At 75.8% G+C, this 24229-nt stretch carries 21 protein-coding genes; 14 read left to right on the top strand and 7 right to left on the bottom strand.

Features of this window, described 5'->3' with window-relative positions; genetic code table 11:
* Positions 1–79: 79 nt before the first annotated feature.
* A complete protein-coding gene (locus ACZ66Z_RS13075) occupies positions 80–1174 on the bottom strand; it encodes a LuxR C-terminal-related transcriptional regulator (protein ID WP_469934037.1) in 1095 nt (364 codons plus the stop codon).
* A gap of 357 nt (positions 1175–1531) precedes the next feature.
* Between ACZ66Z_RS13075 and ACZ66Z_RS13070 the strand changes: the two genes are divergently transcribed.
* The 8 genes from ACZ66Z_RS13070 (at position 1532) to ACZ66Z_RS13035 (ending at position 10769) form a co-directional block, all read left to right on the top strand.
* A complete protein-coding gene (locus ACZ66Z_RS13070; protein ID WP_469934036.1) occupies positions 1532–1735 on the top strand; it encodes a hypothetical protein in 204 nt (67 codons plus the stop codon).
* A 5-nt stretch (positions 1736–1740) separates the two neighbouring features.
* Positions 1741–2634 carry a beta/alpha barrel domain-containing protein gene (locus tag ACZ66Z_RS13065; protein ID WP_469934035.1) on the top strand — a complete coding sequence of 298 codons (894 nt, stop codon included), beginning with the start codon at positions 1741–1743 and terminating at the stop codon, positions 2632–2634.
* A 96-nt stretch (positions 2635–2730) separates the two neighbouring features.
* Positions 2731–3264 (top strand): cupin domain-containing protein, encoded by a 534-nt coding sequence (locus ACZ66Z_RS13060; RefSeq protein WP_469934034.1) that lies wholly within the window; start codon positions 2731–2733, stop codon positions 3262–3264.
* Positions 3261–4874, top strand: coding sequence for a class I tRNA ligase family protein (locus tag ACZ66Z_RS13055; RefSeq protein WP_469934033.1), 1614 nt, complete (start codon positions 3261–3263; stop codon positions 4872–4874). Before ACZ66Z_RS13060 ends, ACZ66Z_RS13055 begins: the two co-directional genes overlap by 4 nt.
* A 7-nt stretch (positions 4875–4881) precedes the next feature.
* Positions 4882–7128: an FAD-dependent oxidoreductase gene (locus ACZ66Z_RS13050; protein ID WP_469934032.1), complete on the top strand. Its 2247-nt coding sequence runs from the start codon at positions 4882–4884 to the stop codon at positions 7126–7128.
* A gap of 256 nt (positions 7129–7384) precedes the next feature.
* Positions 7385–8626: an APC family permease gene (locus ACZ66Z_RS13045; RefSeq protein WP_469934031.1), complete on the top strand. Its 1242-nt coding sequence runs from the start codon at positions 7385–7387 to the stop codon at positions 8624–8626.
* A 28-nt stretch (positions 8627–8654) separates the two neighbouring features.
* Complete coding sequence (locus ACZ66Z_RS13040) at positions 8655–10007, top strand: lysine N(6)-hydroxylase/L-ornithine N(5)-oxygenase family protein (protein WP_469934030.1); 1353 nt, start codon at positions 8655–8657, stop codon at positions 10005–10007.
* Positions 10008–10052: 45 nt separating this feature from the next.
* Entirely contained in the window at positions 10053–10769 is a 717-nt protein-coding gene (locus ACZ66Z_RS13035; protein ID WP_469934029.1) for a pyridoxamine 5'-phosphate oxidase family protein, read from the top strand.
* Between the two features lie 259 nt (positions 10770–11028).
* Here the strand turns inward: ACZ66Z_RS13035 and ACZ66Z_RS13030 are convergent, their stop codons facing one another.
* Positions 11029–11412, bottom strand: coding sequence for a DUF6479 family protein (locus ACZ66Z_RS13030; RefSeq protein WP_469934028.1), 384 nt, complete (start codon positions 11410–11412; stop codon positions 11029–11031).
* A gap of 164 nt (positions 11413–11576) precedes the next feature.
* On the opposite strand from ACZ66Z_RS13030, the gene ACZ66Z_RS13025 reads away from it, so the two are divergent.
* Positions 11577–12086, top strand: coding sequence for a SigE family RNA polymerase sigma factor (locus ACZ66Z_RS13025; RefSeq protein WP_469934027.1), 510 nt, complete (start codon positions 11577–11579; stop codon positions 12084–12086).
* A gap of 87 nt (positions 12087–12173) precedes the next feature.
* The gene (locus ACZ66Z_RS13020; RefSeq protein WP_469934026.1) at positions 12174–13466 is read left to right on the top strand and encodes a hypothetical protein; all 1293 of its coding nucleotides are present in this window, start codon (positions 12174–12176) and stop codon (positions 13464–13466) included.
* 55 nt (positions 13467–13521) lie between these two features.
* On the opposite strand, the gene ACZ66Z_RS13015 is transcribed toward ACZ66Z_RS13020, so the two are convergent.
* Both ACZ66Z_RS13015 and ACZ66Z_RS13010 read right to left on the bottom strand, forming a co-directional pair.
* Entirely contained in the window at positions 13522–15213 is a 1692-nt protein-coding gene (locus tag ACZ66Z_RS13015) for a bifunctional 3'-5' exonuclease/DNA polymerase (protein WP_469934025.1), read from the bottom strand.
* A gap of 73 nt (positions 15214–15286) precedes the next feature.
* Complete coding sequence (locus ACZ66Z_RS13010; RefSeq protein WP_469934024.1) at positions 15287–16531, bottom strand: helix-turn-helix transcriptional regulator; 1245 nt, start codon at positions 16529–16531, stop codon at positions 15287–15289.
* A 142-nt stretch (positions 16532–16673) separates the two neighbouring features.
* Here ACZ66Z_RS13010 and ACZ66Z_RS13005 point away from each other — a divergent pair, with 142 nt between their 5' ends.
* Both ACZ66Z_RS13005 and ACZ66Z_RS13000 read left to right on the top strand, forming a co-directional pair.
* A complete protein-coding gene (locus ACZ66Z_RS13005; RefSeq protein ID WP_469934023.1) occupies positions 16674–17600 on the top strand; it encodes an NADP-dependent oxidoreductase in 927 nt (308 codons plus the stop codon).
* A 21-nt stretch (positions 17601–17621) separates the two neighbouring features.
* Positions 17622–18167, top strand: a complete 546-nt coding sequence (locus ACZ66Z_RS13000) for a GNAT family N-acetyltransferase (protein WP_469934262.1) — start codon at positions 17622–17624, stop codon at positions 18165–18167.
* 475 nt (positions 18168–18642) lie between these two features.
* Here the strand turns inward: ACZ66Z_RS13000 and ACZ66Z_RS12995 are convergent, their stop codons facing one another.
* From ACZ66Z_RS12995 to ACZ66Z_RS12985, 3 genes are all read right to left on the bottom strand, one after another.
* Entirely contained in the window at positions 18643–20742 is a 2100-nt protein-coding gene (locus ACZ66Z_RS12995) for an ABC transporter permease (protein ID WP_469934022.1), read from the bottom strand.
* On the bottom strand, positions 20736–21590 hold the full coding sequence (locus tag ACZ66Z_RS12990; RefSeq protein ID WP_469934021.1) for an ABC transporter ATP-binding protein: 855 nt from the start codon (positions 21588–21590) through the stop codon (positions 20736–20738). The genes ACZ66Z_RS12995 and ACZ66Z_RS12990 overlap by 7 nt, the downstream gene beginning before the upstream one ends.
* Positions 21591–21660: 70 nt before the next feature.
* A complete protein-coding gene (locus tag ACZ66Z_RS12985; RefSeq protein ID WP_469934020.1) occupies positions 21661–22482 on the bottom strand; it encodes an NAD(P)H-binding protein in 822 nt (273 codons plus the stop codon).
* Positions 22483–22555: 73 nt separating this feature from the next.
* On the opposite strand from ACZ66Z_RS12985, the gene ACZ66Z_RS12980 reads away from it, so the two are divergent.
* Complete coding sequence (locus ACZ66Z_RS12980) at positions 22556–22948, top strand: winged helix-turn-helix transcriptional regulator (protein ID WP_469934019.1); 393 nt, start codon at positions 22556–22558, stop codon at positions 22946–22948.
* Entirely contained in the window at positions 22945–24066 is a 1122-nt protein-coding gene (locus ACZ66Z_RS12975; RefSeq protein ID WP_469934018.1) for a DUF2786 domain-containing protein, read from the top strand. Before ACZ66Z_RS12980 ends, ACZ66Z_RS12975 begins: the two co-directional genes overlap by 4 nt.
* Positions 24067–24229 lie beyond the last annotated feature (163 nt).

Below are 24229 nucleotides of genomic sequence, written 5' to 3'. Positions count from 1 at the left end.
CACGGACCCTATGCCCCGGTGGTGTACGGACGGTGTCCACCAGCCGCTCTTCACCACGTACGGGTGACCCGGCGGCCCCTCAGGGGCTCGGCTGCTCGCGGTCCTGCTGGGCCAGGAGATAACCGGCCTGGAAGCGGCTCTCGGCACCGAGGGCGGCCATCACGTCGGCGACGTGGCGGCGGCAGCTGCGGACCGAGAGGCCCAGGCGGCGGGCGATCGCCGCGTCCGTCAGGCCCTCGGTGAGGAGCCGGACGATCGTCTGCTTCAGCTCGTCGGAGATGTCCATGATGGTCTGCCGGTCCCACTCCGTCTCGAACGGCAGGGCCTCCAGCCACAGCCGCTCGTACGCGCCCACCATGAACGCGACCACGTGCGGCTCGCGGACCAGGACCGCCGCGTGCGGGTCGTCCGGGACCGGGATGACCGCCGTCGAGCGGTCGAAGACGAGCATCCGCATGAACTCGTCGTCCAGGGTGCGGACCTGGGCGCCGAGCCGGCCCACCCGCTCCACGTAGGCGCAGGTGCCCGAGGAGAAGCGGGCGGTGTGCTGGTAGAGGACGCGCATCCGGACGCCGCGGCGCAGGAGTTCCTCGTCGCGGGCCACCGCCTCCTCCAGGACCTCGGCGCGCCGGCCGCCGCCCGGCTGCGCCGTCATGACCTCGCGCTCGCAGGTCCGGCCCAGTTCGGTGATGGCCTCCCGCACCGCGCGGAGGTCGGTGAGCAGCTCCACGTACTCCGCCTGCCGCAGGTGCGTCAGTCGGAGCAGGTGGGACTCGTACAGCGGCATGAAGGACATCAGTTGCCCGCGGGTGCGCTCCATGTGCTGGCGGCGGGCGCGCATCTCGCGTTCCAGCGGGCCCAGGGTGCGCTGGACGGCCTCGTCCGGCGCCACCGGGAGGACCGTCCGCTCCGGGGTGCGGCGCAGCAGGCCCATGTCGAGGAGGGCCGAGACGGCCGACTCCACCCGGGCGAGCGGCAGTTCCAGTTCCTCCGCGAGGTCGGCGGAGCGCGCCGGCGGCCGGGCCGGGTCCCGGGCCAGGAGGCAGGCGTAGACCCGGGTCAGGGGGTCCTCGGAGCTCTCGGGGTGCTCGGGGTTGTCGGGGTTGTCGGGGCTTTTGGAGTTCTCGGAGGGCGGTGCGGGGAGGGTTGCTCCCGCCGCGTCGATCGCCGCCAAAGCCGTGGCTCCTGGCGGCGGTTCGGCGGGTGCCGTTTCTGTCGGAGCGTTGGATTCCGCGGCCGGTTCGGCGGATGTCGTTCTCGTCGGGGCGGAGGGCTCCGGAGTTCCGTCGTCACCCTGGGCCCGCAGTACGTCTGGTATCGCCACCTTTTCCCCCGTTTGTGACGGCGTCCTCTTGCTGCCATGCAGCCTAATGAGCCATGCGGTCCGCCCCATAGTCATGCCGCCCCGGATACGTTCACACCACCGCCCACAAGGTCAAAGCGCCTCAAGCTCGCACAGCCCGCGAAGCTCGCAAAACCCCACGGAAACAGACGACTTACTCCTCACCGAAGCGGAAAGAGAGCACACGACATGAAGCGGCGGATCCGCACCACCCTCCTCACCACCCTGGCCGTCGGCCTCGCGGGCCTCGCCACCGTCACCGCCGGGGCCGTCACCGCCGGCACGGGCACGAACGACACCGGCTGGGGCGCGGCCGTCCTCACCGGCACGTACGACACCGGCTGGGGCGCGCCCGCCGCCGGCACGGGCACGAACGACACCGGCTGGGGGTGACCCGGATGACCCTGCTCGACTGCACCCTGCGCACCGGCGGACGGCTCACCGGCGGATCCGTACCCCCCGTGCTGGCCGCCGACTACCTCGCGGTCTGCGCGCGGCTCGGCATCGACGTCATCGAGCTGGGCGACGTCCACGACCCCGCCGACCGCTCCGCCCCGCGCGGCGCGCTGCTGCCGGTCCCGCTCCCCGAGCGCTACGGCCCCCGCTTCTCCGTCCTCCTCGACACCGCGGACCTGCCCGCCACGGACGCCGCCGCCACGGCCTCCGCCGGGCGGATCGCCGACGCCCTGGCCACGGGCCCCGTGTCCGTCGGCCTCGTCCGCCTCGCCGTCCGGTACGACCGGGTGGCCCGCGCCGCCGCCCCGCTGCACCGCCTGCGGGACGCCGGCTTCGGCGTCTGCCTCTTCCTCACCGACATCGACCTCGCCTCCTACCCGGAACTCGACCGCTGCCTCGGCGAGAGCGCCGCACTCGGCCCGCTCGACGCCGTCTTCCTCGTCGACTCCCTCGGCTCGCTCCGCCCCGAGCGCCTCGTCGAACTCGTCCAGTCCACCCGCTCCGCCGTGTCCGCGCCCGTCGGCATCCACGCCCACGACAACCAGGGCTTCGCCCTGCACAACACCGTCGTCGCCGGAAGCGCCGGAGCCACCTGGCAGGACGCCGCCGTGCACGGGATCGGCCCGGGCGCCGGCCTGACCCGTACCGAGCAACTGCTCGCCCTCCTCGGCGCCACGCCCACCGACCTCGCGCCCCTCCTCGCGCTCATCGCCACCCACGTCGCGCCGCTCAAGCGGCGGTACGGGTGGGGGGCCGGGCCCCGCCAGGTCATGGCCGGCCTCGCCCGCATCCCGGTCGCGTCGGTCACGGGCCTGGAGCCGCACACCCCTTCCTGAGGCCCCGGAGGCCGAAGACCGCCTCCGCCCGGCCTCCCGGGTCCGCGCCCCCCTCCCCGGGGCCGCTCTCCTCGCCCACCCCTCCCAGGAGACCCCATGCCCTTCACCTCGCCCATCCTGCCGCCCGGAGAACCGGCCCTCGCCCCCACTCCGTACCGCGACCTCCCCCCGAAGACCGGAGACGTCCCCATGGCCGACCGCCGCTTCCGCATCGACCGCAGCGCCGCCACCGAGGAGTTCGGGCTCGCCTGCCAGCGGATCATCCCCTGGCCGGGCGGGGACGCCGAGCCGCCCGTCGGTGCCATGGCCTGCTTCCTGGAGCCCGGCGGGGACTCCGACCCCGACTGCCACAACCAGGACGAGGTCATGATCATCCTCGGCGGCACCGGGAGCGTGACCCTCGACGGGCGCCCGGAGCCGCCGTTCCGCCCCGGCGACGTCGTCGTGCTGCCCCGGAACCAGGAGCACGTCGTCCACAACACCGGCGACACCGAGCTGCGCTGGCTCTCCCTCTACTGGCCGCTGCGCGAGCCCGTCGTCCGCACCGCCAACGAGACCGGCACCGAGACCGCCGACCAGACCGCCACCGAGACCGCCACCGAGGCCGACGACAAGGAGGTCGCCGCGTGAGCGCCGACGCGTCCACCCACTGGATCACCGCCACCCCGCCCACCCCCAACGGCGACCTCCACATCGGCCACCTCGCCGGTCCCTACCTCGCCGGCGACGTCCTGCGCCGCTTCCTCGCCGCCGAGGGCGCCGGCCCCGTCCGCTACACCACCGGCCTCGACGACCACCAGAGCTACGTGCCCGTCCGCGGCCTGAACGACGGCGGACGCAAGGGCGACGAGGTCGCCGACGGCTACGGCGCCTCCATCGAGTCCGTGTGGCGGCAGGCCGGCGCCGACTTCGACGCGATCGTCCGCCCCCGCCGCGACGTCGGCTACCGGTCGGCCGTCCAGGAGTTCTTCCAGCGGCTGTACGACGCCGGGCACATCGTCGCCCGCACGCGTCCGCTGCCGTACTGCACCGGCTGCGAGCGCTGGCTGTACGAGGCCCACCTCAAGGGCGACTGCCCGCACTGCGGCTCCGGCTCCAACGGCAACGCCTGCGAGCCCTGCGGCCGCCCCAACGACTGCGCCGACCTCGCCGACCCCGTCTGCACCGGTTGCGGCGCCACCCCCGAACTCCGCGACTGCGAGCGGCTCTACTTCCCCCTCGCCCCCTGGGAGGAGCAGCTCACCGCGTTCTGGGACCAGGTCGACATGCCGCCGCACCTGCGCTCCCTCTGCGAACGGATGCGGGCCGAAGGGCTCCCCGAGATCGCCGTCAGCCACCCCTCCGAGTGGGGCGTGCCGGTGCCCGTCCGGGGCTTCACGGAGCAGCGGATCTACGTCTGGTTCGAGATGGCCCCCGGCTACCTCCTGGAGTGGACCGGCGCCGGCGGGACCGGGCCCGCGCCCGCGCCCGTCCAGTTCTTCGGCTTCGACAACGGCTACTTCCACGCCCTGCTGTTCCCCGCCGCCTTCCGGGCGTACGACCCGGGGATCGCGCTGCCGAAGGCCTTCGTCGTCAACGAGTTCTACCGGCTCGAAGGGCTCAAGTTCTCCACCAGCAGGCGCCACGCCATCTGGGCGCACGAGGAGCTCGCCCGGACGAGCGCGGACGTCCTGCGCTACCACGTCCTGTCGGACCGCCCCAACGGCCGTCAGACCAGCTTCGGTTCCGCCGCCCTGGAGCTCAGCCGCAGCCGGCTCGCCGAGCGCTGGGACGGTTGGCTCGGCCGGCTGTTCACCGCCGTCGCCGAGTCCGCCGACGGCCTCGTCCCCGCCGAGGCGCCCCGGGGACCGGCGTGGGAGCGGCTGCGCGCCCGGCTCACCGGGACCGTCGGGCAGCTGCGCGAGGCGTACGGCGAGGAGATCGGCGGCTACGACGCGCGGCGCGCGATCGCGCTGCTCGACGAAGTGGTGTGCCTCGCCGAGGACTTCGGGTACGTGACCGGCTTCGAGGCCGAGCGCCCGGACGGCGCCGCCGCCCACCGCTCCGCGCTCTCCGCCCAGCTCGCCGTCGCCGCCGCCCTGTCCGCCTGGGCCGCGCCCGCCCTCCCGTACGGCTCCGCCCGGCTCGCCGCGCTCCTCGGCCTCGCGCCGGAACCGCGCCGGGTGGACGCGGAGGCCCTCGCCCCGCTCGCCCCGGGGACGCCGGTGACGGCCTGGCCCGGGGCGGTCTTCAGTGCCTGAGTCCGGGGTGCCCGAGATCGAGGTGTCCGGGGCCGGAGCGTCCGGGGCCGGAGCGTCCGGGACCGGGCCGTCCGGGACCGGGCCGTCCGGGCGCGAGGTGTCCGGGGCGGCCGCGGTTCCGGCGGACGTGCTGCCGCGCGGCGCCGTCGTCGGGCCCTTCTCCGGGCCCCGGGCCGCCTGGGGCGAGCACCTGGAGCGGGCCGCCGAGCGCTACGGCACGGCCGTGAACTGGGAGCTGTACGACGACCGGGGCGAGGCCGGGACGGCCCGGCAGATCGCCGAGGCGGTCGTCGCCGAAGGCCGGCACGCCCTGGTCGTCGGGCACTTCAACAGCGCCGGCGCGGCGGCGGCCCTCCCCGTCTACCGGGCGGCCGGACTCCCTGTCCTCCTCCCGCTGGCCACCACGCCCGGCCTCCTCGCCGACAGCGCCGGCACCCTCCTGCGCTGGTGCCCGGACGACCGCGCCCAGGCGGCCGACCTGCTCGCCGCCGTGCGGGACGCGGGACACACCAGGGTCGCCGTCACGCACGACGGCAGCGCGTACGGGGAGCGGCTCGCCCTGCTCGTACGGGACGCCCCGGCGGCCGTGCGGCCCGCCGTCCCGTCGGGGGCCGTGGTCTCCGACGGCAGCGGACCCGCGACGGGCGCCGTGCCGGTGCCGGCGGCCCTCACCGAGCCCTCCCCGGCCGTCCTCGACGGGCCGGAGGGGCGGGACGCCCCGGCACTCACCGCGCTCGTCGTCTGCGGCACCCACGTCGGGGCCGCGCGGGCGGCCCGGGAGTGGCGGGCGGCCGGGTTCGAGGGCGCGTTCTGGTTCACCGACGACTGCGCGGTGGACGAGTTCGCCGCGCTGCTCGGACCGTCCTCCGGCGCCGCCTTCGTGGCCCGGATGCGCGGCGGGCCCGAGACCCACGTCGACGCGGCCTTCGCCGCCGCCGGCGCCGCGCTCGCCGAGGATCCGGGACGCACCGGACGCACCCTCCTCGCCGCCGTACGGGCCCACGCGGACCGGGGGTTCACCGCGTTCGGGGAGCCCGAACCCGGGAGCGTGGGGTGGGACTTCGCGCCCGTGCCCGCCGTGTCCACCGTGTCCGCCGTGTCCACCGTGTCCGGTGCGACCGGTGCGCGGGCCCCCCGTGCCGTCGGCGGGCACGGGCGGGCGTACGACGTCGTCGTCGTCGGCGCCGGGGTCGTCGGTTCCGCCACCGCCTCCGCCCTCGCCCGGCGCGGCGCACGGGTCGCGCTCGCCGCCCCCATGGACGGGCGCCAGGACCACGCCACCGCCTGGTCCGGCGGGCTCGTGCGGTCCTTCGAGGCCGACCCGTACCTGCGGGGGCTCGCGCTGCGCAGCCACCACCTCGCCTGGGGGCCCGCCGCGCTCGCGCCGGGACCGTACGGCTTCATGACCACCGGGTCGCTCGTCCTCTGCGGCGACGCCGACCTGGAGGAGGCGGAGAAGGGCGTCGCCGAGCTCAACGGAGCAGGTGTGCCCGCGGAGTTGCTGGATCCGGGCGTGCTCGGGGCCCGCTTCCCCGGACTCTCCGTCGACGGCGTCACCGCCGCCGTCTGGGAACCCGGGGCCGGTTACGCCGACCCGCCCCGCACCGCGCGCGTCTACCGCGACCGCGCCCTCGCCCACGGGGCCCGGCTGCTGCCCGCGCGGGTACGCGCACTCGACGCGCCGCCCGGCGCCGACCGGGTCCGCGTCCTCCTCGAACCGGGCGGTCCCGTCGAGGCCTTCGCCGTCGTCCTCGCGGCCGGCGGGGGCACCGGGGAGATCGCCGGGCACCGGCTCAGCGGCGCGGACGCCGGACGCACCAAGAGCATTCGGTACGGCTTCTTCCACCACCCCGCCACCGCCGGCCTGCCGACCGTCGTGGACATGGTCAGCGGCGTCTGGGGGCGGCCCCAGCTCACCGGGGAGGCGGCCGGCGGCTACATGGCCGGGCGGCCCGTCGACGAATGGGACGTACCCCCGGGCGGCGAGGCCACGCTGACCGACGAGCACGTGGCGTACATACGCCAGGGGGCGGCCGCGCGGTGGCCCTGGCTCGCCGACCCCGCGACCCGCTTCCTCGGCGGGCGCCGGGGCGTCGACCTCTACACCCCGCACTCCCGCCCCCACCTCGGCCGCGAGCGGCCCGGCAGCCGGATCGTCCTCGCGACGGGTTGGTCGGGCGCGGGCTTCAAAACGGCGCCGGCGGCGGCGGAGCTTGCGGCGGCGGAGGCGCTGGACGTCCTGGGCGCCACCTGAACGCGCCCCCGCGTGGGCGTGCGCCCGGCGGGGCACCGCCTCGCACCCACCTCCGTGTGGGCGATCGTCCCGCTGGGCGAGGGGGTCCCCCAAGCTCTCGGCTTCGCTCGAGCAGGGGGACCCCCTTCGCCCCAGCGGAACAGTTGCCCACAACGAGGGTGGGCGCAGCCCCGGCGGAACGACTGCCCACAACGGGGGTGGGCGGGGGCGCCGGCCCCGTCGAACGAATGGCCATCACTCACTCGAAGGTGACCCCATGACCGATCTGCTGCAGCGGCCCGACGCCGCCCCCCGCGGCGCCCTCGGCGTGCGCGCTCTCGTCGTGTTCTACGTCAGCAGTCTCGTCGGGACCGGCATCCTTCTGGTGCCGGGGCTGACCGAGCGGCAGGCCGGTCCCGCCGCGCTGCTCGCGTGGCTGGCGCTGGCCCTCAGCTCGTACCCCTTCGCCCGTTTCTTCGCGGAGATGTCGGCCTGGCGCCCCGACGCCTCCGGTCTCGCCGCGATGGTGGAGGCCGGGTTCGGGCGCCGCCCGGGGCGTGCGGCGGCGCTGTTGCTGGTCGCCACGTACGTCATCGGGAACCCGGTGATGGGCATCGTGTCCGCCCGCTGCCTGCTCGGGCTGCTCGGCCAGCCCGACGGGCCCGTGTACCCGATCGCGATCGGCTTCATGGCGCTGTCCGCCGCGTTCACGCTGCTCGGACTCACGGCCGGCGCCCGCGTGCAGACCGCGGCCCTGCTCGTGCTGCTGCTCGGCCTCGGCGGCGCCGTGGTGCTCGCGGTGCCGCGTTTCGACGCGGGGGAGTACACCCCGTTCCTCACGCACGGCTGGGACGGCGTCGGCATCGCCGTCGTCACCGCCTTCTTCTCCTTCCTCGGCTGGGAGAACGTCTCGACCCTCGCCGAGCAGGTCGACGACCCCGCCCGCAGCTACCGGCGGGCGATCCGCTGGGCGGTGCCCGTCGTCGGGCTGCTCTACGCGGCGGTGACGGCCGCCTACCTGGCGGTCCCCGGCGACGAGCCCGTCGTCATCACCGCCCTCCTCGGCGCCTCGTTCGGCGACGGCGGCGCGATCGCCGGCGACCTCCTCGCCCTCGGCCTCGCGGTGGTCGCCACCAACGCCTGGGTGCTCGGCGCCACCCGGGTCGTGCGGGCCGCCGCCCGCGAGCGGATCCTGCCGCGCGCCCTGGCCGACCGCCCGGTGCGGGCGACCGTCGCGCTGGCCCTCGCCTACGCGGCCGTCCTCGGCGCCCTGACCGTCACGGGGACCGGCGAGGAGCTGGTGCTCGTCGTCACCAGCAGCGCGTTCCTGCTGCTGTACGTGGCCGCCGCGGCGGCCGCCCTGCGGGCGCGCGGCACCGGCCGCGCCCTGCGCACGACGGCCGTCGTGACCCTGCTGATCGCGGCCGTCTTCCTCTCCTTCGCCGGTACGGGGCTGCTCTTCGCCCTGCTCCTCGCCGCCGGCTGCGCCGCCCTCGCCGGCCGCGCCCGCACCTCCTGAACCTCCTTCCACCGAAAGGCACCACGCCATGAACGCCCTGCGCGCCACGCACGAGACCACCCCCGTCTACGACGTCGTCGGCGTCGGCTTCGGGCCCGCCAACCTCGCCCTCGCGATCGCCATCGAGGAGCACAACGAGCAGGCCGCGCCCGGTGAGGAACTGACGGCCGTCTTCCTGGAGAAGCAGCCGAACTTCGGCTGGCACCGGGGCATGCTCCTGCCGGACGCCACCATGCAGGTCTCGTTCCTGAAGGACCTGGCCACGATGCGCAACCCGCGCAGCCGCTTCGGCTTCGTGCCGTACCTCCACGACCGGGGGCGGCTGGTCGACTTCATCAACCACAAGATGCTGTTCCCGACCCGTGAGGAGTTCCACGACTACCTCCAGTGGGCCGCGAACGGCGTGGACCACATGGTCCGTTACGGCCTGGAGGTCACCGCCATCCGTCCCGCGGGGGCGGCGGGACCCGTCGTCGAGGTCGACGTCGCCGCGCTCGGCGGAGTCGGCAGCGGCGCCGAGGCGGAGGCCGTCACGTACCGGGCGCGGAACCTCGTCATCGGCACCGGCCTCGTGCCCCGGCTCCCCGAGGGGGTCGAGTCCTCCGAACGCCTCTGGCACAGCAGCGAGTTCCTGCACCGGCTCGCCGCGCTGCCCACCGGGAACCCGCGTCGCTTCGTCGTCGCCGGGGCCGGCCAGAGCGCCGCCGAGATCGCCGACCACCTGCACCGGACGTACGAGGGGGCCGAGGTCGTCGCCGTCCACACCCGGTACGGCTACAGCCCGGCCGACGACAGCCCGTACGCGAACCGGATCTTCGACCCCGAGGCCGTCGACCTCTACCACGGTGCCGAGCCGTCCGTCCGCCGGGCGCTCATGGACCAGCACCGCAACACCAACTACGGCGTCGTCGACATGGACCTCATCGAGGAGCTCTACCGCCGCTCGTACCAGGAGAAGGTGCGCGGCGAGCAGCGGCTGCGGATCCTCGGCGTCACCCGGCTCACCGAGGTCGAGGAGGGCCCCGACGGCGTCCGCGTCCAGGTGCGGAACCTCGCGACGGGCGAGACGGAGACGATGGACGCGGACGCCGTCGTCTACGCCACCGGCTACTCCGAGCCCGACCCGGCCCGGCTGCTCGGCGAGCTCGACGCCGCCTGCGCGCGCGACGAGGACGGCCGGCTGCGGGTGCGCCGCGACTACCGGGTGCGGACGGCGCCCGAGGTGGAGGCCGGGATCTATCTGATGGGCGGCACCGAGCACTCGCACGGCATCACGGCCAACCTGCTGTCGATGGCCGCCGTTCGGGCCGGCGAGATCTGCGACTCCCTGGTCGCCCGCCGCCGTTCCGACAGGCGGGCGCCGGTGGCGGTGACGGGCTGATCCCCCGTACAACACTCTCCAACCACACTTCGACGAGAGGGCGCCATGAGCACCACCACCCCCACGGAGGCCGGCGACGGGCTGCCCGTCACCGAGCGGACCCGGCTGCGCCGGATGCGTCACAAGGGGAGCCACCGGCGGGCCGACCTGGACGCCGTGCTCGCCGCGGGCTTCCTCTGCCACCTCGGCGTCACCGTCGACGGCACGACGATGGTGGTGCCCACCGCGTACGGCGTGGACGGCGACCGGCTCTACCTCCACGGCTCGGTCGCCAGCCGCAGCCTGGTCCAGGCCCCCGACACCACCGTCTGCGTCACCGTCACGCACGTCGACGGGCTCGTCCTCGCCCGCTCCGTCTTCGAGCACGGGGTCAACTACCGCTGCGCGATGATCTACGGCGTGCCCGAGATCGTCACCGACCCGGAGGAGAAGCTCCGCGGCCTGCGGGCCTTGACCGAGCAGAGCTCGCCGGGCCAGTGGGAGTACGCGCGGCAGCCGAGCCGCAAGGAGCTGGCCGCGACCGCGGTGCTCGCGCTCGACCTGACCGAGGCCTCGGTGAAGACCGCCGGCGGCCCGCCGGACGACGGCGAGTCCGAGGACGCGGCGCTCGGTCTCTGGGCGGGGGTGCTCCCGGTGGTGACCACCTTCGGGGAGCCGGTCACCGACCCGATCCTCCCGGCCGACTTCGCCCCGCCGGCCCACATCGCCTCACGCGCGGGCCGGGTCCTGGGCGGCGACCCGGTGGATGCCGTCCGGGCGTAGCGGATGCCGTCCGGGCGCAGGCGGCGGGCCGGCGCCCGACGGGTCGGTGCCCGGGCGGGTCGACGCCGACGGACCGGATCGCGCCCGGCCCGACGACGGACCGGACCGAGCCCGGTCGGTCGGACGGACGGAGGAAGCCCAGCCGCGTGTGCGGCTGGGCTTTTCCGCGTCCGGGGCCGGGCGGTCCGCGTCGGTCGCCGGTCCGGGACCGTGCCCGGGATCCGTGCCCGGGATCCGTGCCCGGAGTCCGTGTCCGGGGTCAGTCGCCGTGTCCGGTGCCTCCGCTGCCGAAGCCTCCGCTGGAGATGCCGCCCCACTTGCGCTTCTCCTCGGACGGCGGTTCGGACGAGGTCTCCGTGGCGCCGTTCTTGAGCTGGTAGGGCATGAGCCGGTGCTCGCCGTCGGTCTGCGGCATCTCGGCCGGCTTGCGGTATTCGGACGTCTCGCCGGGGAGCGCCCCGGTGTCGGGCCGGTGCGGCTGCTCGTCCGGCTTCGGAGGATCGGGTTCGCGGTTGCGGACCCTGAACCCGAACCAGAAGGCCCCGATGAGGACGGCGACGAGGACGAGACCGCCGAGGACCTGCCCCAGACCTGACTGCCAGACTCCAGCGGCCAGGGTCTCTGCTGCGCTGAGAGTGTTCATACCTCCAGGATTACCCGATTCCGCTTCTTCGAATACGTCGGGCGGCCATCCCTCTGCGAACCCCTCCGGAACGCTTCCGATCCCCCTGAAACATTTCCGCGCCCCCATCGCGTCAATGAGGTGTACGGCGACCACACCACGTGACCGCGAGGGAAAGGAGGGGCATGAGAAAGTCCCGCGCGGACGAGTTCCAGGAGTTCGCCTCCGCACGCACGGGTCACCTGTTCCGCTCGGCGTGCCTGCTGACCAGCGGCGACACACATCTCGCCGAAGACCTCACCCAGGAGACGCTCGGCCGGATGTACGCCCTCTGGGGCCGTGCGGCCCGGATCGGGAACCCCGCCGCGTACGCCCAGACCGTGCTCGTCCGCACGTTCCTCAGCCACCAGCGGCGCCGCTCGGCCACCGAACGCCCCCTCGGCGAGCTGCCCGACCGCGCCCCCGAGCACGGCGAGGACCCGGCGCTGCGGATCGCGCTGCTCGACGCGCTGGCCGCGCTCGCACCGAAGGACCGGGCGGTCGTGGTGCTGCGGTACTGGGAGGACCGCAGCATCGAGGAGACCGCCGACGCCCTGCACGTCAGCTCCGCCGCGGTACGCACCCGCTCGGTGCGCGCGCTCGGGAAGCTGCGGGAGCGGCTCGGCGGCAGCCTCGCCGCGTTCGCCACCCGCTGAGCACGACACGGCCCCCAGCACTCCCCGCCCCAGCACTCCCCGCCCCCTCGGCCTTTCCACCCCCTGACCGGAGACGGTGATCTCGGCATGTCCCAGAACGAAGGACCCCAGCACGACGGAGCCCCGCACGAGCGCTTCGAGGAGGAGCTCGGCGCCGTCCTGCGCGACACCGGTGACGGCTTCGCCGTCGACGACCGGCGCGAGCTGGTCGCGGGCGGCCTCCGGCGCGGCCGGCGCCGCCTGCTCCGCCGCCGCCTCGCGGTGACCGGCGGCGTCCTCGCGCTCGCCGCCGTCGGCATCGGCGGCGTGTACGGCGGCTCGCTGCTGGACCCCGCCGGGCAGGCGGCGACGACCTCCGTGGCGGCGCCCCCGCGGCCCGGCCGGGCCGACGGCACCGGCAAGGAACCCCTCGCCCAGGCGCAGATCCCGGTGAAGGACATCGCCGCCGTCCTCAAGGCCCACACCCCGGCCGGACGGTGGCGGTTCGAGGGTCTGGACGGCAAGGGCCAGTCCGTCACCGGCGTCTACGACGACGGCCGAGGCAGGGCGGGCGTCAGCGTCGGCCTCTACCGGGCCGGCAGGACCGCCGAGTCCGGTACGGACCGGATCACGTGCCCCGACAAGACCCTCGTCCCCTTCGACTCCTGCACCGGCGAACGGCTGCCGGGCGGTGGCCGGCTCATGGTCCTCCAGGGGTACGAGTACCCCGACAAGCGCGAGGAGACCAAGAACTGGCGGGCGGTCCTGCTCACCGAGGACGGCTTGATCGTCGACGCGAGCGAGTACAACGCCGCCGCCGAGAAGGGCGCCGGGATCACCCGGGAGGACCCGCCCTTCAGCCCCGCCCAGCTGAAGGCCCTCGTCACGGCCGACGGCTGGGGGCCGCTCCTGCGGCAGCTCCCCGAGCCGCCCGAGCCCTCCAAGGTCCCCGGCCGGTCGCCCGCCGCGCCGAGCGCGGCCGACGTCCAGGCCACCCTGCGCTCCTTCCTGCCCCGGGGCACCACCGTCGTCTCCCACGGCGGGGACGACGGCCACGGCTACGTCGTCGTCGACGACGGCAAGGGCGCGAGCCTCGTCGGCGTCGACGTCCAGCCCGCCCGCCGCGAGGGGATCGACGAGCTCTTCACCGGAGCCGGCGTCGTCACCCTGCCGGACGGAACCAAGGTCAAGTCCACGCGACAGCCCGGTGAGAAGGGCGGCGACGGGGTCGTCTGGTGGCGCGTCGACACCCTGACCCCGAAGGGCTTCCGGGTCGTGGTCTCCGCCTTCAACGCGGGCGCGCAGCACGAGGCCGCCACGCGCGCCGAACCCGCTCTGACGACGGAGCAGCTGAAGACGATCGCGCTGAGCCCGAAGTGGCGGAAGCTGCCGTTGAAGTAGACGGGGGAGGGGTGCGGGGCGGCGGTCCCGCACCCCTCTCTCCCTCCGGCGCGGGTCACTTCGCGTCCGCGTACCGCTCGACCGTCGCCGTCGTGAACGGGAACCGGACCGGCGTCTCCCCGAACGCGATCCGCCCGGCCTCGTCCCCGGCCGTCCGGATCGCCTCCGTCACCGCCTCCGCCTCCTCCACCGGGCAGTGCACGATCACCTCGTCGTGCTGGAAGAACACCAGCTCGGCCCGCATCCCGGAGAGCGAGCGCCGCAGCGCGGCCAGCATCAGCAGCGCCCAGTCGGCGGCACTGCCCTGCACGACGAAGTTACGGGTGAACCGGCCGTGCGCCCGCGCGTTCCCCGAGGCGTACCCGGGGGTGAACTCGCCGCTCTCCCGCCCCGGTTCGCCGGTGTCCTGCGGGATCCCGGCCTCCTCGTCCCCGTCCGAGCCGACCGCCCGCGGGCTGGTCCGGCCCAGCCAGGTCCGCACGAGCCGGCCCTCCTCGCCCGCCTTCGCCGCCTCGTCGACATAGGCCACCGCGCGCGGGAAGCGGCGGCGCAGCGCCGCCAGGTTCTTCAGGCCGTCGCCGCTCGTCTGCCCGTAGATCGCGCCGAGCAGCGCGAGCTTGGCGTGGCCGCGGTCGCCGGAGAAGGCCCGGGCGGAGAGCCGGGTGTACAGGTCGTCGGGGTGCCCGGCGACCTCCATCAGGCCCGGGTCGCGGGAGATCGCGGCGAGGACGCGCGGCTCCATCTGGTCGGCGTCGGCCACCACGAGCCGCCAGCCCTCGTCGGCGACCACCGCCCGCCGGATCACCTTGGGGATCTGCAGGGCGCCGCCGCCGTTCGTCGTCCAGCGCCCGCTGACCGTGCCGCCGGGCAGGTACTCCGGCCGGAAACGGCCGTCCCGCACCCAGTCGGCCAGCCACGACCAGCCGTGCGCCGTCCAGATCCGGTACAGCTTCTTGTACGCGAGGAGGGGCTCCACCGCCGGGTGGTCCAGCTCGGCGAGCTCCCAGCGGCGGGTGGACCCGATCCGGATCCCGGCCTGCGCGAAGGCCTTCACCACGTCGGCCGGCAGGTCCGGCCGGACCCGGCGGCCGAACGCCGCCGACACCTCGTCCGCGAGCTCCGCGAGGCGTCGCGGCTCGCCCCCGCCCGCGTACCGCTCGCCGAGCAGCTCGCCCAGCAGCTCCCGGTGCACGTCCGCCCGCCACGGCAGCCCGGCCCGGTGCATCTCGGCGGCCACCAGCATCCCCGCCGACTCGGCGGCCGTGAGCAGCCGCATCCGGCCCGGGTGCTCCGCCCGGTCATGGCGGCGCAGTTGCTCCGCGTAGACCGCGAGGAGCCCGTCGAAGGGCACGGAGACGAGGGGGCGCGGCTCGAAGAGCGAGTCCTGCGAGCCGGGCTCGGCGGCGCGCTGCGGCGGATCGGGCGGTACGGGGGCGTTCCGCAGGCGCGCCCAGGCGGCCGCGGCGGAGCGCGGCTCGCCGAGCCGCCCCTCGTGGCCGAGGAGGAGCTGCTCGGCGCCCTCGACGTCGTAGCACCGCTCGACGCGGACGCCGGCGGCGAGCAGCCGCGGATAGACCTCGGCCGTCGACCGCCACACCCAGCGGGCCGCCTCGGGCCGCGCCCGCACGGCCGCCACGAGGTCCGGCTCGCGCCGCACCGGGCCGGCGGGCGACCCGTCCGGACCGAGGGGCACGAGCCGTGCTCCGTCCCCTTCGGCCTCGGCCGCCAGCGCCCACCTCTCACCCATGGGAGCGAGTCTGGCACCCCCCACTGACACCCCCGCCCTCCCGGGCGGGCACGGCCCTCGGGGGGGCGCGGGGTCACGCCGCCGCGTGGAAGAGGGCCGCCGCCTCGCCCCGCGAGTCGACCCCCAGCTTGTTCAGGATGTTCGCGACGTGGAACTTCACCGTGGACTCGCTGATGTGCAGGGCCTCCGCGATCCGCCGGTTCCGGTGCCCGAGCGCCAGGTGCCGCAGCACCTCGACCTCCCGGTCGCCGAGTCCGGTCAGCGGGTGGGCGGCCTCGACGGGCGCCTCGGGGGTCGCGAGGGGGATGACGGCCGTGACGGTCGTGCCCCAGCCGGGGACCGCGTCCATGTCGAGCCGTCCGCCGAGCACGTCGAGCCGGTCCCGGATCGTCCCGGCGCCCAGGTCGCAGGGGGCGAGCGCGCCGGCGCCGTCGTCCCGCACGGACGCCCGCAGTTCGTGCTCGGTCAGCTGCCAGCCGACGTGGACGCGCCGCACCGAGTCCTGCTCCAGGACGATCAGGAGCAGCGACCGGACGATGGCCCGCGCGCTGTGGGCGACGTCCGCCGCGAGCGAGCGCGTCGAGTCGGGCGCGCCCAGTTCGAGCCGGACCCTGCTGTGCCGGAGCATCGGGCGGAGCTCGCCGGCGAGCCGCTCGAAGGCGTCCTGCGCGGGCTCCTCCGCGAGCGCCTTGTCCCGCCGCTGCTCGGCCCGCATCTCGATCAGCGCGGCCGCGGCCAGGTCGGTGGCGGTGGTCCGGGCGGTCGTGTCGTCGAGGGCCCGGCTGCGCAGCACCCCGAGGACGCCGGAGAGCGCGGCCGCGTGCGCGCCGGTGAGCTCGGCGATGACCCGGGCCCGGGTGTCGGCGGCGGCCCGCGAGCGGGCGAGCGCACCCGGCAGGGCTTCCGTCGCGAACCGGTCGAAGTGCCCGGTCACCAGGTCCCACAGCGCCTGCGCCACGGCGAGCGCGGTCGTGTCGACGGGAGCGGCGCCGTCCTCCCGTACGAGCACGAGGACCGCCCCGCGCCGGGTCGCGTGACTGGTGACGGCGACGATCTCGCGCTCGCGGCCGCCGATCGCCGCGCGGCCCTGCCAGGGGGCGCCGGGGACGCCCGCCGCGAGCAGCGGGGTCAGCTCGGCGGCGGTCATCAGCTCCGTGCCGCCCAGCGCCTTGAAGGGGGAGTGGGCGCAGTGGGTGGAGAGTTCGGCCGCGTCGACGTGCGGGACGAGCGGGGCGAGGGCGGCCGAGACCCGGGGGAGGATCTCCCCGAGCGGCTGCCGGATGATCTCGTACGCGGTGGTCAGCGTGGGCACGTCCATGCGGTTCAGCCTAGTGCGGGGCGGTCGGGTGACGGCCCGTCTTTCGGCCAGGTACGACTGGCCGTCGGGCGGGCGGGGAGCGGGTGCCCAACGGCGCATTCTTGGGGCGTCGGAGATCGAACGGACCGCAGCGGAGGCTGAGATGGAAGCGATCGTGTACGAGGAGTTCGGCGGCCCCGAGGTGCTGCGCCACGAGACCGGCGTCGCCGAGCCGGAGCCGGGCCCCGGCGAGGTCCGGGTCAAGGTGGCGGCGGTCGGGGTCAACCCGGTGGACTGGAAGCGGCGTTACGGCTGGGTCGAGGCGTTCTACCCGACCGCCTTCCCCGCCGTCCCGGGGCTGGAGTTCGCCGGCACCGTCGACGCGCTCGGCGAGGGCGTCACCGACCTGGCCGTCGGCGACGAGGTCCTCGGCTGGACGAAGACCGGCGCCTACGCCGAGTACGCCATCGCCGGCACCGTCGCCCCCAAGCCCGCCGGGCTCTCCTGGGAGGCCGCCGCGAGCCTCCCGGTGGCCGGCGAGACCGCCCAGCGCGTCCTGGACCTCCTCCGGGTGCGGGAGGGCGAGACGCTGTTCCTGCACGGCGCGGCCGGCGTCGTCGGCTCGGTGGCCGTCCAGCTCGCGGTCGCGGCCGGGATCACGGTGATCGGCAGCGCCTCGGAGTCCAACCACGCCTACCTGCGCGAACTCGGCGCGATCCCCGTCGCGTACGGGGACGGTCTCGCCGACCGGGTCCGCGCCGCCGCCCCGGAGGGCGTCGACGCGGTCTTCGACGCGGCCGGTCACGGCGTGCTGCCGGTCGCCGTCGAGCTGCTCGGCGGCGGCGACGCGGCGAAGGAGCGGATCGTGACGATCGCGTCGACGGACGCGGAGGAGCACGGCATCGTCTTCTCCGGCGTCACGGGCGACCCGGACGACGTGCGGCGCGGGCTCACCGCCCAGGCCCGCCTGGCGGCGGAGGGCGCGCTCACGGTCCGCCTGGCCGAGACGCTGCCGCTGAAGGAGGCGGCCCGCGCCCAGGAGGCGAGCGAGTCGGGTCACGTACGCGGCAAGATCGTCCTGATCCCGTAGCGGTGGAGGAAGGCGATGCCGGTGTACGCGATGTCCCTGGGCGACGACGGCGCGGAACTGCGCCCGCTGGAACCGTGGCAGGCCGAGGAGTTCCTCGCGCACATGGACCGGGGACGGGAGTTCATCGGCGCGCGCAACGGCCTCCCCGACGTCGTGACGGACCTGGAGTCGAGCCGGGCGTTCCTCCGTGCGTACGCGGAGAAGGCGGCGGCCGACACGGGCCGGATCCACGGCATCTGGTCCGAGGGGACGCTCGTCGGCGCGGTGATCCTCCGGCGGTTCGACCTGGACGCCTCCTGCGCCGAGGCGGGCTGCTGGCTGGAACCGGCGGGCACCGGCAGGGGCCTGGTGACCCGGGCGGCACGGGCGCTCGTCGACTGGGCGATCCGGGTGCGGGGCATCCACCGCGTGGAGTGGGTGGTGTCCTCCGACAACGAGCCGAGCATCGCGGTGGCGCGGCGGCTGGGAATGACGAGGGACGTCGTCCTGAGGGGCAGCCACGCGTACCGGGGCGTCCGGCACGACGAGGAGATCTGGTCGATCCTGTCCCCGGACTGGCCCACCTGACCGCCCCCTGCCGCGGGCTGCGCCCGCCGGGCCCCTGTTGTGGGCTGCGCCCCCGTTGTGGGCAATCGTTCCGCTGGGGCGGAACGGGTGGGCACAACGGAACGGCGCCCTTGCCGGCGCCTGAGGCTTCCGCGCCCTGACCTGCACCGGCAGGTACGGCGCGCACGGGTGCGGGGCAAGGCGCGGAACGCGGAGGCGCCGCTGGAGGGCGCCGTCCCGTGTGCCCACCCTCCCCCAAGCTCTCGGCTCCGCTCGAGCAGGGGGGACCCCCTCGCCCTGCGGGACGATTGCCCACACGGGGAGGCACCGGTCCACGAGGCGCGCCCACACGGGGAGGCACCGGCCCACGAGGCGCCCGCGGGGTGTTCGCCCGCCCGCACGGGGGTGGGGCGGGCGGACACCCCGCGGGGCGCGAGGACGGGGCGGTGACCCGGCTCCGACCCCGGTCACCGCCCCGTCGTCCCACCATCGCCGCTCAGCGCGTGAGGCGCCACGCGGGGAGCGCCGCCGCGGCGACCGCGACCGCCGCGCAGGCGCCCGCCGCCGCGCCGACCACCGTCCACGGCAGGGTCAGGACGACGGGCGCCGAGAGGGCCGCGAGGCCTGCTCCCAGGGTGCCCAGGACGACCCCCGTCACCACCAGGCCGAGCGCCGTGCCGATGGCCACGGCGAGTGCCGCCTCGCCCGTCACGACCCGCAGGACCTGGCCGCGGGTGGCCCCGGCGAGCCGCAGCGAGGCCAGTTCCCCGCCCCGTACCGAGGTCGCCATCAGCAGGGTGTTGGCGAGGCCGATCACCGTGTAGACGAGGGCGATGCCGAGGACCAGGACCATGCCGAGGCGGTTCTGCGGGTTGCCCTCCGACGACCGATGCCCGGAGGAGACGGTTCCGCCGCTCGCCTCCAGGGCCCGGACCGTCGCCGTCCCGCCCCCGCGCGCGTCGATCCGGTCGAGGACGGCGCCGGGCGCGTTCGCCCGGGTGACGTACGGCCCGTTGTCGCCGGTCCCGAGCGCGAGGACGGCCGCGATCCGGAGCCGTACCGGACCGCTCCCGTCCGCCCGCCACACCTCCACCGTCCCGCCGACCCGGTGCCGCTCGAACTCCTCGTTGACGACGATCGACCGGTCGTCCAGGTCCCGCAGGTCCCCGGCGACCACCGGCAGCCGGGCGAGCTCCGCGAACGCGGCCGGGTCGGCTACCGCCCGCGCCCCGTACTTCACGACGGCCTCGGCCCCGTCCCGTACGAAGACGGAGGTCGCCCCGGTGGCGGAGAGGACGGCCCCGGCCGGCGCCGCCGGCTCCCTCAGCGCCTCTCCGTCCGCCGCGTAAGGGGCGGCCGTCTGCTCCCGCTCCTCGACCTGCTTCGCGCGCGTGACGCTCGCCGCCGAGCCGAACAGCGTCCCGGCGAGTGCCACGGTCACGAGGACGGGCGCGGCGACGGCGGCGGTCCGGCGGACGGCGGCCGCGCTGTTCTCCCGCACGAGCGTCCCCACCGCTCCGCCGCGCGAGGGCAGCAGCCGGGCCGCCGGCCGGACGAGGAGCGGTGAGAGGAGCGCGGCGCCGGTGGTCAGGAGCATCGGGAGGGTCGTGTACGTCTTCCGCCTGAGCAGCGCGGACGGCTCGGTGGCGCAGGTCCAGGCGAGGAGCCCGAGCCCGCCCAGGAGCAGGCCCGTGCCGAGGACGGCCCGGCCGAGGGGCAGGGCGTCGGCCTCGACGTCCGCCTCCCTCAGCGCGGCCGTCGGGCCGACCTTCCCGGCCCGCCGGGACGCGGCGACGGATCCGGCGAGGGCGACGGTCACGCCCGTCCAGAAGGCCGTGTGGAACGGCCAGGAGGCTCCGCCGATCGTGAACCACGCGGGCGCGAGGCCACCGTCGACGAGGACCCGGGCGAGGAGGGGCGCGCCGAGGGCGCCGAGCGCGCACCCGGTGGCGGAGGCGAGCACGCCGAGCACCGCCGCCTCGGCGAGGAGGAGCCGCCGGATCTGGCCGGGGGTGGCCCCGGCGGTCCGCAGGAGCCCGAACTCGCGCCGGCGCAGTGCGACGGCGAAGGCGAAGGTGGAGGCGACGACGAAGACGGAGACGAAGGCGGTGACGCCGCCGGAGGTGCCGAGGAGGGCGTTGAGGGCGACGAGCGCGCGGGCGTCCCGCTCGGGGTCGGGGTCGGCCCGCGTGCGCTCGGTCCCGGTGAGGACCCGGGCGCGGTCGCCGACGAGCGCCCGGACCTCGGCGGCGGGGGCGTCGACGCCGACGGCGTCGGGACCGCCGGAGGCGGTGACGGTCCAGCGGGCGCGGAGCTCGCGGAGCACTCGACCGTCCACAGGCTGTGGACGGTCGAGCGGTTGCTCCACGGGCACGGTGTCGGGCCCGCGCCGCACGTCCAGCGTCAGCCGGTCCTGGCCCCGGACGACGACGGGGGAGGACGCGAACCGCTGGGGGGAGCGATCGGGCGCGTGGAAGGTGGCGGAGAGGCCGAGCCCCGTGGTGGTGAGCAGCCCGACGCCGAGCGCGAGCGCGACGAACCCGCCGAGGAAGGAGGCCCAGCGGTCACGGAGCCCGCGGAGGACGACGCTCAGCATGCCGAAGCCCCCGCGGAACCCGCGGCCGACGCGCCCGCACGACCCCGCACGACACCGGGGCGGCCCGTGCCCGTACCGCCCCCGCCCGTGTCCGCGCCCCCGTCCCCGCCGCGCCCGCCCGTCTCCCAGGCCGTCATCCGGGCCGTGACCGACTCCACCGTCGGGTCCGTCAGTTCGCCCGCGAGGCGCCCGTCGACCAGGAAGACCACGCGGTCCGCGCGGGACGCCGCCACCGGGTCGTGGGTGACCATGACGATCGTCTGGCCGTCGCGGTCGACGAGGTCCCGCAGCATGCCGAGGACCTCGCGGCTCGTCGTCGAGTCGAGCGCGCCGGTCGGTTCGTCGCCGAAGAGGACGGCGGGCCGGGTGATCAGCGCCCGGGCGATCGCGACCCGTTGCTGCTGGCCGCCGGACAGCTCGCCGGGCCGGTGCCGTTCCCGGCCGGCGAGTCCCACGCGCACGAGGGCCGCCCGTACCTCCGCGCGGGACGGGCGGCGGCCGGCGAGACGGAGCGGGAGGGCCACGTTCTGCGCGGCGGTCAGGGAGGGCAGCAGGTTGAAGGACTGGAAGACGAAGCCGATCCGGTCCCGCCGCAGCAGCGTGAGGCGCCGCTCGCTCAGCCCGTCCAGGGTGACGCCGCCGACCTCCACGGTCCCCGCGGTGGGCCGGTCGAGTCCGGCGGCGCACTGGAGGAGCGTGGACTTGCCGGAGCCGGAGGGCCCCATGACGGCGGTGAAGGTCCCGGTGCGGAAGTCGAGGTCGACGCCGTCGAGGGCGTGGACGTCCCGGTGGTGCCGGGTGAGCCCCCGGAGCCGTACGGCAGCGGCGGTGGTGGTGGTCGTGGTCATGGCCCCAGCGAACCGTCCCGGCCCGCTCCGATCACGACCACCACCGGGCGTCCCGGGGGTGGGCCTGGCCCTACCCCTCCCGTACCGCCTTCACGAACACGTCCAGCACGTCGAGGGGTTCGCGCCCGCCGAGCAGCGCGCGCAGGTCGCCCCGCGCCACGCCCGTGCCGTCCATGAAGCCGTGGGCGATCGCCGAGTACGTGCCCGTCAGCATCGGCACCTGGAAGGGCGCGGCCCCGGAGGCGGCGAGCGCGGTGCGGGCCCGTGCGAGCGTGCCGGGCGCGTACGCGGCGCCGAGGGCCGCCGCCAGGTCGGCGCCGCCGAGGGGGCGCTCGCCGACGAGCTCGTACACCCGGTTCCGGTGGGCGCCCGGGTCCGTGGCGACGGAGACGGCGGCGTCGGCGAGGTCGGCGCGGGCGACGGCGGCGAGTCGGCCCCCGCCGAGGGGCGCGGTGACGCGGTGCTCGGCGTCGGGGGCGGCGATCAGGGCGAGGAGCTCGGCGTAGAGGCCGTTGCGGAGGATCGTCCAGTCGAGCGTCGCGGACCGCCGGAGCCGCCGCTCGGTCCAGCGGTGCGCGAGCGCGTACGCGAGGTGGTCGCCGTCGCCGGAGAGGCTGGTGTAGACGACGTGCCGGACGCCGGCGGTCTCGGCGGCGGAGATCGCGGCCTCGTGGCGGGCGATCACGACGTCGTCCTCCCCGTACCCGGCGGACACGAGGAGCAGCGTCTCCACGCCGGCGAAGGCCGCCGGGAGGGTCTCGGGCGCGTCGAAGTCGAGCGGGCGGGCGCCGGGGAGCCCGGCGCGGGTGCCGAGGACGACGTCGTCGCGACCGGCGAGCCGTTCGGCGACGAGAGAGCCGAGGGCGCCGGAGACGCCGGTGACGAGCAGCATGGATTCCCCCAGGGGTCGTGACGGCTGAGACCATCGTGACGGGACGTACAGGAGTGCGGAAGGAGGCACATTGATGTCAGAGGGGCACACGGAGGTAACCACCGGGCCCTTGGTCAGCTGTGCCGAGGACTGCGGGGTGCGGGACGTCCAGGACCGGCTCGGCGACAAGTGGACGGTGCACGTCGTCGTCGAACTGGCCGCCGGGCCGAGGCGGTTCAGGGAGCTCCAGCGGCTCGTCACCGGCGTCTCGCAGCGGATGCTCACGCTCACGCTGCGCCGGCTCGAACGGGACGGGCTGGTCTCGCGGACGGTGCATCCGACGACTCCGCCGCAGGTGGAGTACGCGCTGACCGGGACCGGCCACAGCATGACCCACCTCATCAAGCAGCTGGTCGACTGGTCGCTCGACCACCGCGCGGTGATCGCCCGGTCGCGCGAGGAATGGGACGCGAGGGACACGGCGTGAGCGGCGGCAGCACCATCGACAGGGCCTTCGAGGCGCTGTACGCGAGCGACGACGGCTCCCTCGACACGGCGGCCTCGCTGCTCGCCGCCGACCGGGGCGCGGACGCGGAACTGGCCCGGCGGGGCGAGGAGTTCGTGCGGACGCTGTGGGTGCGGGGCTGGCAGCCGGCGGACCTGGTCCGCACGGTGCGCCGGGAGCTCGCGGACGAGCACGTACGGCTCCTGTCCGTCCTCGTCAGGGCGGAGACGGCCGGGTACGGGCGGCTGCCGCACCGCTGGCAGGCGCAGATCGACGCACTGGACCCCGAGGGCGGACGCCCGGCGGACCGCTTCTCGCAGGCGACGACCGCCCTGGAGCTGTACCGGCTGCTCGTCCGGCTGCCGCGCCTGGACGCGGTGGGGCCCGTCCCCGGGGAGGCCCTGCCGCCCGCGGCGGCGGGCGAGCCCCGGATGCTCACCCGGATCAGGGCGCTGCTCGCGAAGGCGGAGGCGACCGGATACCCGGAGGAGGCGGAGGCGCTCACCGCGAAGGCGCAGGAACTGATGGCGCGGCACAGCCTGGACGAGGCCACGCTCGCGGCGGGCGCGCCGTCCCCGGAGACGCCGGGCGCGATCCGGATCGGGGTGGAACCGCCGTACGAGCAGGCGAAGGCGATCCTGCTCGACGCGGTGGCGACGGCGAACCACTGCCGGGCCGTGTGGAACGAGGCGTACGGCTTCTCGACGGTCGTCGGCTTCGAGGCGGACCTGGACCCGGTGGAGCTGCTCTACACCTCGCTCCTGGTCCAGGGCACCGCGGCGATGACGCGGGCGGAGGCGGAGCAGCGGGCGGGCGGCCGCAAGCGCACGAAGTCGTTCCGGCAGTCGTTCCTCCTCGCGTACGCGAACCGGCTCGGCGCCCGGCTCTCGGCGACGTCGCGCCGGGTGGCGGCCGAGGCCCCGACGCTCCTCCCGGCCCTCGCGTCGCGCGAGGTCGCGGTGTCGGCCCGCACGGACGAGCTCTTCCCGGAGACCAGGGCGACGCGGGTGCGGGCGGCGTGGGACGAGGCGGGCTGGAACCACGGGGCGACGGCCGCGGACGCCGCCGGGCTCCATCCGCACCGCCCCCACCTGCCGTAACCCCGCCGGGCCCGACGCGGACCGCGCCACCCCCCGGTGCGGGCCGCGCTGCCCCGGTGCGGGCCGCGCTGCCCCGGTGCGGGCCGCGCTGCCCCGGTGCGGGCCGCGCTGCCCCGGTGCGGGCCGCGCTGCCCCTTGCCCGCACCCCGGCCCGGCAAGAGGT

This window comes from Streptomyces sp. NPDC107498, assembly GCF_055582805.1.
The sequence above is the reverse complement of the archived record's forward strand: the minus strand, read 5'-3'. Positions and strand labels throughout refer to the sequence as shown.

Bases quoted from the DNA above. Each gene is read 5' to 3' on its own strand.
- ACZ66Z_RS13070 (WP_469934036.1), top strand. From the start codon at position 1,532: ATGAAGCGGCGGATCCGCACCACCCTCCTCACCACCCTGGCCGTCGGC.
- ACZ66Z_RS13065 (WP_469934035.1), top strand. From the start codon at position 1,741: ATGACCCTGCTCGACTGCACCCTGCGCACCGGCGGACGGCTCACCGGC.
- ACZ66Z_RS13060 (WP_469934034.1), top strand. From the start codon at position 2,731: ATGCCCTTCACCTCGCCCATCCTGCCGCCCGGAGAACCGGCCCTCGCC.
- ACZ66Z_RS13045 (WP_469934031.1), top strand. From the start codon at position 7,385: ATGACCGATCTGCTGCAGCGGCCCGACGCCGCCCCCCGCGGCGCCCTC.
- ACZ66Z_RS13040 (WP_469934030.1), top strand. From the start codon at position 8,655: ATGAACGCCCTGCGCGCCACGCACGAGACCACCCCCGTCTACGACGTC.
- ACZ66Z_RS13035 (WP_469934029.1), top strand. From the start codon at position 10,053: ATGAGCACCACCACCCCCACGGAGGCCGGCGACGGGCTGCCCGTCACC.
- ACZ66Z_RS13030 (WP_469934028.1), bottom strand. From the start codon at position 11,412: ATGAACACTCTCAGCGCAGCAGAGACCCTGGCCGCTGGAGTCTGGCAG.
- ACZ66Z_RS13025 (WP_469934027.1), top strand. From the start codon at position 11,577: ATGAGAAAGTCCCGCGCGGACGAGTTCCAGGAGTTCGCCTCCGCACGC.
- ACZ66Z_RS13020 (WP_469934026.1), top strand. From the start codon at position 12,174: ATGTCCCAGAACGAAGGACCCCAGCACGACGGAGCCCCGCACGAGCGC.
- ACZ66Z_RS13015 (WP_469934025.1), bottom strand. From the start codon at position 15,213: ATGGGTGAGAGGTGGGCGCTGGCGGCCGAGGCCGAAGGGGACGGAGCA.
- ACZ66Z_RS13010 (WP_469934024.1), bottom strand. From the start codon at position 16,531: ATGGACGTGCCCACGCTGACCACCGCGTACGAGATCATCCGGCAGCCG.
- ACZ66Z_RS13005 (WP_469934023.1), top strand. From the start codon at position 16,674: ATGGAAGCGATCGTGTACGAGGAGTTCGGCGGCCCCGAGGTGCTGCGC.
- ACZ66Z_RS12995 (WP_469934022.1), bottom strand. From the start codon at position 20,742: ATGCTGAGCGTCGTCCTCCGCGGGCTCCGTGACCGCTGGGCCTCCTTC.
- ACZ66Z_RS12990 (WP_469934021.1), bottom strand. From the start codon at position 21,590: ATGACCACGACCACCACCACCGCCGCTGCCGTACGGCTCCGGGGGCTC.
- ACZ66Z_RS12985 (WP_469934020.1), bottom strand. From the start codon at position 22,482: ATGCTGCTCGTCACCGGCGTCTCCGGCGCCCTCGGCTCTCTCGTCGCC.
- ACZ66Z_RS12980 (WP_469934019.1), top strand. From the start codon at position 22,556: ATGTCAGAGGGGCACACGGAGGTAACCACCGGGCCCTTGGTCAGCTGT.